9 protein-coding genes are annotated in these 14,105 nt (G+C 64.3%); 8 read left to right on the forward strand and 1 reads right to left on the reverse strand.

The genetic code is table 11. The annotated features are described in order from the left end of the window. Positions 1-216 precede the first annotated feature (216 nt). Both EDC35_RS12540 and EDC35_RS12545 read left to right on the forward strand, forming a co-directional pair. On the forward strand, positions 217-1,251 hold the full coding sequence (locus EDC35_RS12540) for a response regulator (protein WP_207896210.1): 1,035 nt from the start codon (positions 217-219) through the stop codon (positions 1,249-1,251). A 319-nt stretch (positions 1,252-1,570) separates the two neighbouring features. Further along, positions 1,571-6,769, forward strand: a complete 5,199-nt coding sequence (locus EDC35_RS12545; protein ID WP_132977593.1) for a response regulator — start codon at positions 1,571-1,573, stop codon at positions 6,767-6,769. Here EDC35_RS12545 and EDC35_RS12550 read toward each other — a convergent pair. Further along, the gene (locus tag EDC35_RS12550; RefSeq protein WP_132977594.1) at positions 6,709-7,752 is read right to left on the reverse strand and encodes a quinone-dependent dihydroorotate dehydrogenase; all 1,044 of its coding nucleotides are present in this window, start codon (positions 7,750-7,752) and stop codon (positions 6,709-6,711) included. The genes EDC35_RS12545 and EDC35_RS12550 overlap by 61 nt on opposite strands. 336 nt (positions 7,753-8,088) lie before the next feature. Here EDC35_RS12550 and EDC35_RS12555 point away from each other — a divergent pair, with 336 nt between their 5' ends. From EDC35_RS12555 to EDC35_RS12580, 6 genes are all read left to right on the forward strand, one after another. Then, a complete protein-coding gene (locus tag EDC35_RS12555) occupies positions 8,089-8,676 on the forward strand; it encodes a DJ-1/PfpI family protein (RefSeq protein ID WP_132977595.1) in 588 nt (195 codons plus the stop codon). Between the two features lie 55 nt (positions 8,677-8,731). Continuing rightward, a complete protein-coding gene (locus EDC35_RS12560) occupies positions 8,732-9,505 on the forward strand; it encodes a hypothetical protein (protein ID WP_132977596.1) in 774 nt (257 codons plus the stop codon). Between the two features lie 8 nt (positions 9,506-9,513). Beyond that, entirely contained in the window at positions 9,514-11,262 is a 1,749-nt protein-coding gene (locus tag EDC35_RS12565) for a RyR domain-containing protein (protein ID WP_132977597.1), read from the forward strand. 101 nt (positions 11,263-11,363) lie between these two features. Further along, a complete protein-coding gene (locus tag EDC35_RS12570) occupies positions 11,364-12,185 on the forward strand; it encodes an MlaE family ABC transporter permease (RefSeq protein WP_132977598.1) in 822 nt (273 codons plus the stop codon). Further along, a complete protein-coding gene (locus EDC35_RS12575; RefSeq protein WP_132977599.1) occupies positions 12,182-12,919 on the forward strand; it encodes an ATP-binding cassette domain-containing protein in 738 nt (245 codons plus the stop codon). The genes EDC35_RS12570 and EDC35_RS12575 overlap by 4 nt, the downstream gene beginning before the upstream one ends. Next, complete coding sequence (locus tag EDC35_RS12580; RefSeq protein WP_132977600.1) at positions 12,916-14,037, forward strand: MlaD family protein; 1,122 nt, start codon at positions 12,916-12,918, stop codon at positions 14,035-14,037. The genes EDC35_RS12575 and EDC35_RS12580 overlap by 4 nt, the downstream gene beginning before the upstream one ends. Positions 14,038-14,105 lie beyond the last annotated feature (68 nt).

A 14,105-nucleotide genomic window follows, 5' to 3' on the forward strand; every position in this document is an offset into this window, starting at 1 on the left:
GTTTTCTTCATCCTGTCAATCTTGAAAAATCCTGTGAATCCTGTCCATTCACGACCTCTCAGTGGGTAGATTGTTTTCAGGAAATCGCCTTAAACCGCGTCCAGCGCGATATGCGTCATTTTCAGTTTGTGTTTAGCTTTGGAGACATTATCTCCATCAGTGGGGACGCGGTTTAAATTTTATATTTTTCAATACAACACCCGGCGGGCAGGACGTATGCATTCCATAGCGAAACAAAGCGTTCTCGTCGTCGATGACGCACCGTCGAACATCGATCTGCTGGTCAGCAGTCTCAGGGACGATTACAACGTCAAGGCGGCGACACGCGGCGAAAAGGCGCTTCAGATCGTCCGCTCGGGTCATCCGCCGGACATCATCCTGCTCGACATCATGATGCCTGGCATGGACGGTTATGAAGTCTGCCGGCAGCTCAAGGCGGATTTCACCACGCGCCATATCCCGGTCATCTTCATCACGGCCAAAATCGCGATTGAGGACGAAATCAGAGGGTTCGAACTGGGCGCGGTCGATTACATCGCCAAACCCATCAGTCCGCCCGTGGTCCAGGCCCGCGTGCGCACCCAGCTTGCGCTCTACGATCAGAACCGGGTGCTCGAACACAAGGTCAACGAACGCACGGCGCAGTTGCACCAGATCCGGCTCCAGATCATCCGGCGTCTGGGGCGTGCGGCCGAGTACAAGGATAACGAGACGGGGCTGCATGTCATCCGCATGAGCTACTATTCGCAGATCCTGGGGCGCGCGGTGGGGATGAGCGAGCAGGAGGCCGAACTGCTGCTGAACGCCGCGCCCATGCACGACATCGGCAAGATCGGCATCCCCGACCGGATCCTGCAGAAACCGGGCAGACTGGACGCAGAGGAATGGGCCGTCATGCGCACGCACTGCCAGATCGGTGCCGACATCATCGGCGACGCTGGCGATTCCGATCTGCTCAACATGGCGCGCGTCGTTGCTCTGACCCATCATGAAAAATGGGACGGCTCGGGCTATCCGAACGGGCTGGCCGGCGAGTCGATTCCGCGCGTGGGGCGCATCGTCGCCATCGCCGATGTCTTCGACGCCCTGACCTCCGCGCGTCCCTACAAACCGGCCTGGACGCTCGACCGGACGCTCGACCTGCTGCGGCAGGATGCCGGAAGCCATTTCGACCCGCAGCTCATCCCGCTCTTTATCCAGGTTCTGCCCGAGGTCCTTGAAATCAGGGAGCGTCATGCCGAGGCCACGTAAAACGATCGGCATCTGCTGGTTCCGGCTCAGGGCCGAGCCTCTGGGCGGGCGGATCCCGATGCGCGCATCCGATGATTCGGAAATCAGGCGGTCTGCGACCCTGTCAGCGGTTCAGGCGTTTTCCTGGACTCGCTCGCCAAGCCGATTGATCCGGAGCGGGTGCTGACGCGCATCGCCACCGTGCTGGGCCGAGAGCCTGAACAGGGCCAGTGAACGCCGCTTAAAAACGATGCGGATTCTGTGAGTCCCGTCTGAATTCAGATGCCTGGTCGTTGGTATAAGATTTCAGGGAAATGATGGCTTTAGAGGGGCGCCGCTCATGCACAGGCAACGCAAGGGGGTCGGGCTACCCCTCCTGATGTTCGCGATCTGGATGGCGGCGACCACAACTCAGGCCGACCAGACCGATGCCCCGACATCCTCTCCGTCCGCCGCCGCGATCCCGCTGACCGCATCCGAACGCGACTGGCTGGAACGTCATCCGGTGATTCGGGCACAGAGCGAACCGGACTGGCCGCCGTTCAATTTCCAGGAATCTGGCGAACCACGCGGCTTATCCATCGACTATCTGAATCTGCTGGCGTCAAAGCTCGGGGTCCGGGTCGCATATCAGAGCGGCTCCGACTGGAGCATCTTTCAGCGCCAGATCCGCGACAAACAGCTCGATGTGATGCTCAACATCGTCAAAACCGAGGATCGGCAGCGTTATCTGCTGTTCACCGCGCCTTACGCGACGACGCCCAATGTCATCGTCAGCCGCCGTGACGACCCGATCATGAGCCTCGACGAGCTGACTGGTCGGCGGGTCGCCTTTCCGCGCGGTTTTTTCCAGGAAGAAATCCTCGCCCGCCATTATCCGGGTATCCAGCGTCTGCCCGTGGACGACGCCCTGGCCTCGCTGAAAGCGGTCGCCTTCGGGCAGGCGGATGCGGCGCTGGGACGTGATGCCGTGCTGCGCTATCAGATCGCCCGGCATCTGCTGACCAGTCTGCGGGTGACGGATGAGGTCGAACTCGGCGACCCCGATCTGGGCAATCTGCGGATCGCGGTGCGCGACGACTGGCCGCTCCTGCATACGGCGCTCGGCAAGGCAATGGAGCAGGTCACGCCCGCCGAGCTGAATGCCCTACAGCAGAAATGGCTGCTTCAGAGCGGCGCAGTGGTCGGCGGTGAGCTGATCGATACACCGGAAAGCGGTTGGTCGCTGCGGGCTATCCTGCCCTGGATCACCGTCATGGTGGTCCTGCCCCTGCTGTTCCTGATGGTGCTCGCCCTGCGGCGGATCAGTCATCACTCCGAGGACCGGCTGATTGACCGACGCAATCTGCATCAGATCGGTCTGACCGCCATCGCCATTTTTCTGGCGCTGGTGTTCACGATTGCCTTCCAGGCGCTCTGGGGCATGGAGCGCCAGTTGCGCGAAGAGCTGGGCGACACCCTGGTCACCGTCAATCAATCCGTGAGCCAGTCGCTGCAGCTGCGGCTGCAAAGCCATGAGCGTGAGATTCGCCGCATGGCCCGGGATCCGGCACTCCGGCGCTGGGCGCAACAACTGTTGGCGCAACCCCGCGAGGCCACGGCCCTTCGCGACAGCCCGGCACAGGAACAGATTCGCGCACTGCTGCGGTCGGATCTGGACGACATGCGCGCCACCGGCCTGTCTCTCGTGACGCCGGATCGTCTCATCATTGCCTCCATGCAGGATCGCGATCTTGGCGAGCAGAGTCGGCTGGCCGTCTGGCACCCGCGTCTATTTGCGCGCGCACTGTCCGGGGAAACGGTCTTTATCCCACCAATCCATGCTGAGACAGCGCCTCTGGATGCCGGGGGACAGCGGGTGACGCCCTCCGCCCTCATGTTTATCGTCACCCCCTTGCAGGATGACGCCGGCCAGCTCATCGCCCTGCTCGCACTGCAATTCGATCCGCGCTCGATCCTCGCACCCATCACCCGGATGGCGCAGATGCACCAGAGTGGCGAGACCTACGCCTTTGATCGCGACGGCAGAATGCTGACGCCCTCGCGTTTTGCCGAGGTGCTGGCGCCGCTGGCGGCTGACTATCGCGGTCAGCCCGACATGCTCGGTCGGCGTCTGCGCGACCCCGGCGGCAATCTGCTTGAGGGGTATCGTCCTGCGGTTCCACGTCCGCAATGGCCGCTGACCCGGATGGCTGGCGCGGCCCTGCGCGGACAGTCCGGGCTGGATACCGAGGGTTATCGCGATTATCGCGGGGTTCCGGTCATCGGTGCCTGGGTCTGGTTGGACGAGGCGGGCATCGGTCTGGCGACCGAAGTCGATCTCAAGGACGTACTGGCGCCCTATCGTTCGATGCGGTTACAGGTGCTGGGCACCCTGCTGGGCATTACCCTGCTTACCCTGGGTCTCACCGCCTTCATCATCTGGCTGAGCGAGCGCACCCGCGACCGTCTGCGGGTGCTGGTCGATGCGCGCACCCGGGAGCTGCGCAAGCTGGCGCAGGCCGTCGAGCAGAACCCGCTGTGCATCGTCATCACCGACGCCGAGGGCTATATCGAGCATGTCAATCCCATGTTCACCCGTATCACCGGCTACACGCCCGAGGAGGCCATCGGCCAGACCCCGCGTCTCCTGAAAAGCGGGCTCAACCCGCCCGAGCTTTACGCACAGCTCTGGGAGACCATCCGCGCCGGTCGGGTGTGGCACAGCGAGCTGCGCAATCGTCGCAAAAACGGTGAGGTCTACTGGGGCGCGATCTCCATCGCCCCCGTCGCCGACGACGCCGGCCAGGTGACACACTTTGTCGCCATGACCAAGGATCTCACCGAGACCAAGCAGACGGCGGAGGCGCTCGCCGCGCGCGAACAGCATTTCAGGGATCTGGTCGATACCATCCCCGGCACGGTCTACCGCTGTCTGATCGACCGCGACTGGACCATGCTCTTCATCAGCGACGAGATCGAGCGTCTGACCGGCTATCCCGCCGCCGATTTCCTGCACAACGCCGTGCGCACCTTCGCCAGCGTGATTCACCCCGAAGATCTTGGCCATGTCGAGCGCGTGATCAATGACAGCGTCGCGGCGCAGCTTCCCTATACCGTGGAATATCGCGTCATCGACCGCCAGGGCGTCATTCATTTCGTCTACGAGAAGGGGCAGGCGAGCTGCGACAGTCAGGGCGTCCCCGTCAATCTGGTCGGCACGGTGATCGACATCAGTGCGCGCAAACGGGCGGAGATGGCGCTGGAACAGGCGCGCGACGCCGCCGAAGAGGCGACCCGCGCCAAATCCGATTTCCTCGCCAACATGAGTCATGAGATCCGCACCCCGATGAACGCCATCATCGGCATGTCGCATCTGGCGTTGCAGACCGATCTTGATCACCGGCAGCGCAACTATATCGACAAGGTCCACCGCTCGGCCGAGGCGCTGCTCGGCATCCTCAACGACATCCTCGACTTCTCCAAGATCGAGGCCGGCAAGCTGGCGATTGAGTCGGTCGATTTCCGGCTGGAGGATGTCATGGACAACCTCGCCAGTCTGGTCGGGCTGAAAGCGGAGGAAAAGGGTATCGAACTGATGTTCGACCTTCAGCCGGCGGTGCCGACCGCGCTCATCGGCGATCCGCTGCGTCTCGGTCAGATCCTCATCAATCTCGGCAACAATGCGGTCAAGTTCACCGATCCGGGTGGCGAGATCGTCGTCTCAGTGACCGTCGATGAGCTTGCCGAGGATACGGCAGTACTGCGGTTCGCGGTGCGCGACAGTGGTATCGGCATGTCGCCGGAACAGCAGGCGCGGCTGTTCCAGTCCTTCAGTCAGGCCGATATGTCCACCACCCGCAAATACGGCGGCACCGGTCTGGGGCTGGCCATCTGCAAGCGGCTGACCGACCTGATGGGTGGCGAGGTCCGGGTCGAAAGCGCGCCGGGCGAGGGCAGTACCTTCACCTTTACCGTTCGTCTCCAGCGCCAGCAGGGCGACATCTCACCGCTGCGCGCCAGCCGCAACGATGTGCTCAAATCGCTGAATCTGCTGGTCGTCGATGACAATCCCACCTCGCGCGCGATCCTCTCCGACATGCTGGCGACCTTCGGGTTCGCCATCGATCAGGCGGACGCCGGCGCCCGGGCGATTGCCATGCTGGAGCAGGCGGATGCCAGCGCCCCCTATGACCTGGTACTCATGGACTGGAAGATGCCAGGGATGGATGGAATCGACACCATTCGCGCGATTCAGGATGACCCGCAGATTACCCACGTCCCCACCCTGATCATGGTGACTGCCTATGGACGGGAGGACGCGCAGCAGGCGGCGGCGGGACTGGATCTGGCCGGGTTCCTCACCAAGCCGGTGACGCCTTCGACCCTGCTCGACACCATCATGCACGCCATCGGGGAGGAAATCGTCAGCATCAGCCGCGCGGCCGGACGGCAGGAAGAAGCCTCGGAGGCCATCGCCAGACTGCGCGGCGCCCATGTGCTGCTGGTGGAAGACAACGAGATCAATCAGGAACTGGCGCTGGAACTGCTGACCATGAACGGTCTGCGCGTCGCGGTCGCGAACAATGGTCAGGATGCCCTGGACCAGCTCGCACCGGGTACCTTCGACGGCGTCCTGATGGACTGCCAGATGCCGGTGATGGACGGCTACGAGGCGACGCGGCGGATCCGTGCCGATCCGCGCTATCGGGATCTGCCCGTGATCGCCATGACCGCCAACGTCATGACCGGTGATCGCGAGCGGGTGCTGGAGGCGGGCATGAACGACCACATCGGCAAGCCGGTGAACGTGCGCGAGCTGTTCACGACGATGGCGAAATGGATTCAGCCGGGGCAACCGGGCACTGTGGCGCAGGAGACGCCGGAGCCGGCGCCCGACGATGCCGAGATTCACGCATTGCCTGGCATCGACACCGACGCCGGGCTCGCCATCGCCCAGCACAACCGGAAGCTCTATCGCAAACTGCTGCAAAAATTTCGCGACAGCCAGCGCGATTTCGCGGTGCAGTTCGCTACCGCGCGGCAGGGGCCGGATCCCGAAGGCGCGACCCGTTGCGCCCATACCCTGAAAGGCGTGGCGGGGAATATCGCTGCCACCGGGATCGCTCAGGCTGCACAGGCGCTGGAGACGGCCTGTCAGACGCAGGCTTCGCCGGAGCGGATCGATGCCCTGCTGGCGGCGACGATCGACGCGCTGGAGCCGGTGATACAGGGACTGGAATCGCTTGAACAGATATCAGCGGTCGCCTCCAGCAGTGCGGCGACCATCGACCGGGCGACACTTGAACCATTCCTGAACAGACTGCGCGGACTGCTCGAAGACGACGATACCGACGCCGCCGACCTGCTCGAAGAACTGGCGCCGCTCCTCGCCGGTACACCGCTGTCGCCAGGACTGGAGCGTATGAAGCGGGCCATTGATGACTACGATTTCGAGGCGGCCTTGCAGGAACTGGAGCGCATTGGCCGCGCCGTCGCTCAGAGCGGTGGGCCTGCCAGTCCCCGCAGCAATTCTCTGACGAAACCCGGTCCCCGGTAGATGAGGCCCGTATAGACCTGGATGAGATTGGCGCCAGCCGCCAGTTTGGCCGCCGCGTCCTCGGGGGCCAGGATGCCGCCGACCCCGATCAGCACCGGCTCCGGACCCACGGCGGCGCGCACCCGTGCCAGCAGGTCGGTGCTGCGGGCGAACAGGGGCCGTCCCGAGAGCCCGCCGCTGAGTCCGTCCGTCGCACTTGCCAGACCCTCAAAGCGAATGGTCGTGTTGGTCAGGATCAGACCGGCGCAGCCGGCGTCCAGCGCGGCACGGGCGCAGGCGATGGCGTCCTCGTCCGCCAGATCCGGCGCCAGCTTGACCAGCAGTGGACGCGGACGGCGCAGACGCTGATTCGGCCCCTGGATGGCGTCGAGGATCCGCGTCACCTCATCGACCCGCTGTAAATCGCGCAGCCCCGGCGTGTTGGGGCTCGAAATGTTCACCACCACATAATCGGCCAGCTCGCCGAGCCGCTCGAAGCTCTGCCGGTAATCATCCGCCGCCTGCTCGGCGGGCGTGACCTTGGACTTGCCGAGATTCACCCCGAGCGGCACCTCGGGCAGACCGCGCGCCCGCAGACGCTCCAGCCGCAGCCCCATCGCCGCCGCGCCTTCGTTATTGAAGCCCATGCGGTTGACGATGGCCTCGTCCGCCGTCAGCCGGAACAGACGCGGGCGCGGATTGCCCGGCTGGGCGTGCGCCGTCACGGTGCCGACCTCGATGAAACCGAAACCCAGTGACTGCCAGGCGGGCACCGCCTCCGCGTTCTTGTCCAGCCCGGCGGCCAGTCCGAGCGGATTGGGAAAGCGCAGGCCCATGAGCTCGGTAGCCAATGCCGGAGCGCGGGCGATGTCGTCCGGATTCAGTCTGCCGGCAGAGAGCGCCGACCAGCGCGCCAGCAGGCTCAGTGTCAGGCGATGCGCCTGTTCGGGATCGAGTTGAAACAGCAGTGGACGGATGAGACGCCACAGGTCGGTTGGATTCATCGTTCAGGGTTTCCTGTGTCAGGATTAAACCGCGTCCGGTGCAGCATATTTGGAAATCCCGAGGCTGTTCGTTGTCGTTGTCGTAATCGAAGATTCGCAAGCCGAAGACGATTACGACAACGACAACGACAACGACAACGACAACGATTGCGGCAGTGACCGGAAACGGTCTCGGAACATCGGCGCTGCTGCACTGGCGCGATATGCGTCATTTTCAGCCTGTGCTGAACGTGGCGGATGTTACAGGCATCATCTGGTCATGATCGCAATAAATGGATTTTTAAATGCTATAGTTTTGACTTTCCAATCAATCCGGGCTATCGGAGGACCATTTTCATGGCGGCGAAAAGAATTCTGATGCTGGTTGGCGATTTTGTCGAAGACTACGAAGCGATGGTGCCTTTCCAGATGCTACAGATGGTGGGGCATACGGTCCACGCGGTCTGTCCGGGCAAGTCGCATGGCGGTCATGTGCGCACCGCCATCCATGACGTTGAGGGCGATCAGACCTATAGCGAAAAGCCAGGGCACAATTTTATGCTCAATGCCGATTTCGCGACCGTCGATCCGGGTAAATATGATGCGCTGGTGATTCCGGGCGGACGGTCGCCCGAATATCTGCGGCTGAATCCAGAGGTGATCGAGATCGTTCGTCACTTCGCGGCGGGCGGCAAACCCATCGCGGCAGTCGCTCATGGTCAGCAGATTCTGGCCGCAGCGGGGGTTCTGGAGGGCAAGCGCTGCACCGCCTACCCTGCGGTTCGTTCCGAACTGGAGCATGCGGGTGGAACCTGGTGTGCAGTCAACGAGAGTGTCTCCAATGCCTATGTCGATGGCAATCTGGTGACCGCTTCCGCCTGGCAGGCACAACCGCAATGGATGCGCAAGTTCCTGGAGCTGCTGGGCACCCGCATCGAACCCTGACCCAAACCTCTGCGATTGATCATGCCAGATAGAGTTGAATCACTGCGGAGCCTTCATGTCCGAAGAAAACCGTTTCGCCATGCGTGGATCCAGCATGCACGCCGCCCTGTCCGCTCTGGGTCTGGGCGATCCCTGCCCGGTTCTGGTGCTGGTGGGCGGGGCGGCCAACATCGCCCCTGAGGTGGCGGACGCCCTGCTGGTTCTCTTTGAAATGCTGGCGCCGGAGCTGGATGCGCTGGGCGTTGCCCTGATTGATGGCGGCACGGCCTTTGGGGTCATGGCTTTGATGGGAGAGGCGCGCCACCGTACTGCCGCCCGTTTTCCGTTGATCGGGGTTGCGGCCCGTGGAACCGTGGCGCCAGCCACGCTGCCGGCGCAGGCGCGGGTCAGTCTTCTGCCCGGTGCTCAGGACGCCGAACATTGGACCGATCCGGAGGCGGCAGGCGGCAAGTCAGCCCGGCTCGACCCCAATCATTCACATTTTCTGCTGACGCCGGGTGATCAATGGGGCGACGAAGCGGCCTGGATCGATGCGGCGGCTGACTGTCTCGCCGTCGGTCTGCCGTCACTGACGCTGGTTGCCGCTGGCGGACAGATCACCCGGCTGGATGTCGCCATGAGCCTTGAGTCCGGGCGACGCCTGATCATTCTGTCCGGTTCCGGCGGTACCGCCGATCAGCTCGCCACCTGGTGGCGTGGCGGCGAGGCCATCGCGGATCTTCCGCTCGGCGACCGGGAGCGCGCCCTGATTCAGGTGATCGAGCTGACGGACGCCGCCGACTGTCTGCCGGACCTGCTGACCCAGGTCTTCGCCCCCTCTGCCGAGTAAGCATCCGCATGCTGTTCGGCGCCGCACCCGTCCATGTCTGTGGGGCCGAGCCACTGGTTTCCTGTGTCATCGCGGGGCTGCACGCCGACGGGCGCGCGGCGCGCCGGCTCGCGCCCGAGCAACTGGCAACCCTGAAGCCAGGCCGCGTCAGCACCCTGATCCTGGCCGATCCACCCGCTCCGGCTGATCTGATCGTTGCCTTTGCCGCCCGTTCGCGGCAGGCGCGTTCGCGCTTTCGCCCCGGCTCCACGCGGCTGATCCTGATGCACGCCGCCGATCCGCCGCCTGCATTGCCTGATCTGGATCTCGATGAGCGGTTACGGCTGGAGACCTTCGCGGTCGAGAACCGCGCCGCGCGTGCACTGCTCAGGCGCTGGCCGCTGCATCTCGGCATGGATCCGCTGTTCGGCCAGCGACCGCATCTGCTGCTCGCGGGCTTTGCCTCACCCGCCCACGCCTTTCTGGTCCAGGCCCTGCGGCTTATTCAGTATGGCGATGCTCGACCACTGGTGACACTTCTGAGCGAGGATCCCGAGTCGCTCGCCGCGCAGATCCAGAGCGCCTACCCTCAGGCGGGCCAGATTGCGGATCTGCGATTCGGCGATCTCGCCGCGCCACGGCTGGCCGGGACGCCTCCCGTGACCCTCGCGCTGGTCGCGCTGAATGATCCAGATGAAAGCGGTCTCGCAGTGGCGCGCCTGCTGGCCCGAACCATCGCCGCTGTGCAACGGGCCTCGTCGCCGATCCTGCTTGAAATCGGCGAGCGCAAAACGACTGGCGACATTGCGGATTGGGATGGACAGATCATCCCCGTCTCCTATCTCCAGGAAGCCTGTCGCGCCGGGGTGCTGCTGGATGGCATCGGCGACGAGGTGGCTCAGACCATCCATGAGCACTATTGCGACAGCATCGCCGCGCAGGGACGCGATCCTGTCAGCGAACCGGCAGGACAGCCCTGGACCCGGCTCGCGACCTCATATCGACAGGCCAACCGTCATCAGGCGGATCATCTCTGGGCCAAGCTCGCCGTCACCGACTGCCGCGCGGTGCCCGAGGACATGGTTGACGCCTTTGCCTTCGCCCCGCTGGAAGTGGAGCGGCTGGCCCTGATCGAGCATCGGCGCTGGGCGGCGGATCGTCATCTGGACGGCTGGAGCCATGCCCCGGTGCGCGACAACGCGCGCAAGCATCATCCCCAGTTGATTCCCTATGCCGAGCTGTCGGAGCCGATGAAAGACCTCGACCGGTTCGCGGTGCGCGGGGTGCCGACCCTGCTCGCCCGTTCGGGACTGGGTGTGGTGCGTCTGCTGATCGTCGGGCTGTCCGAATCGGAATCCGTGACGATCAGCGCCAAACGTCTGCACGGCTTGACCGGGCAGGTTCTGACGCGACTGCTCACCCGCTATCCGGATCGGGCGCTGATCATTGCCGCGACCCTGACGACTCCCGGCGCGCGACAGGTGGTGCGACAGGCGCTGGAGCGAGCCGGCGCCGGCCTCTTCTGGCTCCTGCCCCGGCCCATCGGGGAGCTGCTGGACGCTCAGCCGGAAGACGGGGCGCGTCGCGATCTGCTCGAACTGGGCGCACGGGCCGACCGTCGCATCACGCTCGCTGGCGAGGCCGATCTGGCGCGCTGGTTCACCGAGCGGGCCGAGATCGTCTTCGCCCTGGACGGGCAGGGGGCTCAGGAGCGCGCGGCAAAAGCGATCAGGCCGACACCGGACTGGCGAAGGCTCGACTGGAATTTCGAGTATTGAACAGACGCCTGCATGCCGCCCTGATCTCAGGTCAAGCCGTCTGGCTGGTGCGGGCGGGCGCATTGTTTGCGCCGCTGCGCAGGCTGTAAGATGCGGCGGCAATGAACCGAGAGTCTCCACCCCGGCCAATCCGTGTCGATACGCGACGCACTCCCCCTTTCACGGGTGCGACCGGCTGGATCGAGCGGTTCGGTTTTGCCGGACTCACCCTCGCGAGCTGTCTCGCGCTCTATCTGCGAATCCTGCTCGGTCGGGCGCGTCTGGATCTGCCGGCCTTTACCGCCTCGCTGCGTCAGGCCGGTCTGTCGATGCTGCCGGCCATGACCCTGGTGAGCGCGGCGGTCGGGCTCATCCTGGGGCGCCAGAGCCAGTCGATCCTGGCGCAGTTCGACCTGCCGGGTCTGGTGCTGCTGTCGGTCGTCTACGCGGTGGTGATGGAGGTGGTCCCGATCCTGGTCGGCATCCTGGTCGCCGGACGCGCGGGGGTGGCGCTGGCGGTACGGCAGGCGACGCTGACGGTCAGCGGCGAGATGGACGGTCTGCTGGTGAGCGGTGTCAACCCGCTCCATTTCACCCTGGCGCCGGTGCTGCTGTCGATGCTGCTGATGAGCTTTGCCTTCGCGGTCTGGGGTAGTCTCGTCACCTTCGGCGCCGCCGCGCTCTGGTTGTGGGGGATGGCCGATCTGCCCCCGGCGCTCTTTCTCGATGCCCTGACCCGCGCCCTGAGCCCCGCTGACCTGCTGGCGGCAGTGCTCAAGCCAATGCTCTTTGCGCTCCTGATCGCCCTGATCGCGACCGCCAACGGGACAGCGGCGGGCCGCGATCCCGAAGGCATCGCCCAGGCCGCGACCCGCACCATGATCAGCGCCGTGACCGCCATCCTGATCGCCGATCTGCTCTATATCCTGCTGGTGCGCGGATGACCGGCGCACTGGAGCTGGAAGGGGTTTATCAGCATGTGAACGGTCACATGGCGCTCCGTGACATCCGGCTGGCGCTGTCGGAGGGCGACTGGCTGTTGATCGTGGGACCAAACGGGGCCGGCAAGAGTCTGCTGATGCGTCTGATCCTGGGACTGGATCGCCCCTCGGCCGGCACAGTGCGGGTGCTGGGCCAGGATCTGGAGCGGCTCGGCGGACGTGCCATGCACCATCTGCGGCGCCGGATCGGCGCGGTCCTGCAGGGCGGTTCGCTGCTGGCCAGCGCGACCGTGCTGGATAACCTCCTGTTGCCGCTGCGCGATGCGCCCATGAGCCGTCATGAAATGGCCCGTGCCGCGCGACTGGCGATGACCCTGCTGCAATTGGACGGGCTCGAAAACCATCGACCGCGCGCGCTGTCGCTGGGCCAGCAGCGCCTGGTCGAACTGGCGCGGGCGCTCATCCATCAACCCCGGCTGCTGGTCTGGGATGGCTTTTCCGATGGACTCGATCCCGTCGCCATTCGCGAGACCCTGGCGATGCTGGGCAAACTGCGGGAGAACCGGAGGCTGACCCTGATCGTCACCGACAACCGACCGGATGTGCTGACCGATACCGCACACCGGATCGCCGTGCTGGATCGCGGTCGCCTGCTGTTCGATGGGCCAGCGGCTGAACTGGAACCAGCCGGTGCGACGCGGCTGGAACTGCGTTCCGCGCTCTGGGGGCGCCCGTGAGCATCGGTGAAGACCGGCCAGTCAACCGACTGGAGCGGCTTTATTCGCCGCCCGAGATCGGCGCGCCCGGCAAACGTCAGGCCCAGGCGCAGCGTCGGGATCTCCTGCTGGCCGGACTCTTCGTGCTGGCGATGATCCTGGTGATCCTCGGCGCGCTGGCCCTGCTGCTGCCCGGACTCTTTGGCCGGACTTATCGGGTCGATGCCTATTTCCTCAACGCCACCGGACTGGATGCCGGGATCCAGGTCATTCAGGAAGGCTATGTCATCGGTCTGGTCGAACGGGTTACGCCGGTCTTTCCCGGTCGCGATGACACCGCCATGCACTGTCCGTCGCCGCCCGTCGATGTCCCGCCCCGCCATCCCAAACTGCCCTGCTTTCGCGCCACGCTCCGTCTCAAGGATGGCTGGCCGGTGCCGCGCGACAGTGTGGCCCAGCTCGGCGCCGCCGGTCTGCTCAAGGGCGACGCCATCAAGATCCGGCCCGGTCTCGCGTCCGATCTGCTCGCGGACGGCGCCATCCTCGACGCTCAGGGACGCGAACCGGATCTCATGGCCCAGGTCGGCAAGCTGACGACGACGATCAAAACCCTGGTCGATGAGACCATCGCGCCCGCGCTCGTCAGTCTGCGCAACCAGATCCAGACCATTGAGACCCTGATCGGCGCGGGTGGCGACCAGAGCGAGAACCGCGAGCGTCTGGCGGGCGCATTCGAGAATCTGCGCGATCTCTCGGCACGGCTCAAGGAGGCGGTGGATCCACAGGCCATCGCCGCCATTCTCGGTTCGGTCAGGGAGACGACGGACAATCTGAAGCGGATCACGGGCGAGTTGCGCGGCGCCGCTCCCGGCATCCAGCGCGCGGTGAGCCAGTATGGCGATCTGGCGGTCGATCTGCGGGGTCTGGTTCAGGATAACCGGCCCGCGCTGCAACAGACCCTGGACGAGACCCAGATGCTGCTTCAGGATCTGTCCTCGGCCCTGACGCCCATTCTCACCAACATCGAGGATACGACCCGCAACCTCTCGGCGCTGTCGCGCGAACTGCGCAACGATCCGAAGTCGCTTCTCAAAAGTCGTGAGGCTGAGGATAGAACGCCTTGGTTGAAAGACCGTTAATTAGACAGGATTAACAGGATATTTCAGGATTAAAAAGATTAAAAACAATAAATTGAAAATCCTGTCTA

It is taken from the genome of Thiobaca trueperi (genome assembly GCF_004342175.1).
Classification (GTDB): domain Bacteria; phylum Pseudomonadota; class Gammaproteobacteria; order Chromatiales; family Chromatiaceae; genus Thiobaca; species Thiobaca trueperi.

Excerpts from the sequence above, each read along its gene's own strand:
- EDC35_RS12570 (WP_132977598.1), top strand. The coding sequence starts at position 11,364 with ATGAACCGAGAGTCTCCACCCCGGCCAATCCGTGTCGATACGCGACGC.
- EDC35_RS12555 (WP_132977595.1), top strand. The coding sequence starts at position 8,089 with ATGGCGGCGAAAAGAATTCTGATGCTGGTTGGCGATTTTGTCGAAGAC.
- EDC35_RS12550 (WP_132977594.1), bottom strand. The coding sequence starts at position 7,752 with ATGAATCCAACCGACCTGTGGCGTCTCATCCGTCCACTGCTGTTTCAA.
- EDC35_RS12560 (WP_132977596.1), top strand. The coding sequence starts at position 8,732 with ATGTCCGAAGAAAACCGTTTCGCCATGCGTGGATCCAGCATGCACGCC.
- EDC35_RS12540 (WP_207896210.1), top strand. The coding sequence starts at position 217 with ATGCATTCCATAGCGAAACAAAGCGTTCTCGTCGTCGATGACGCACCG.
- EDC35_RS12565 (WP_132977597.1), top strand. The coding sequence starts at position 9,514 with ATGCTGTTCGGCGCCGCACCCGTCCATGTCTGTGGGGCCGAGCCACTG.
- EDC35_RS12545 (WP_132977593.1), top strand. The coding sequence starts at position 1,571 with ATGCACAGGCAACGCAAGGGGGTCGGGCTACCCCTCCTGATGTTCGCG.
- EDC35_RS12575 (WP_132977599.1), top strand. The coding sequence starts at position 12,182 with ATGACCGGCGCACTGGAGCTGGAAGGGGTTTATCAGCATGTGAACGGT.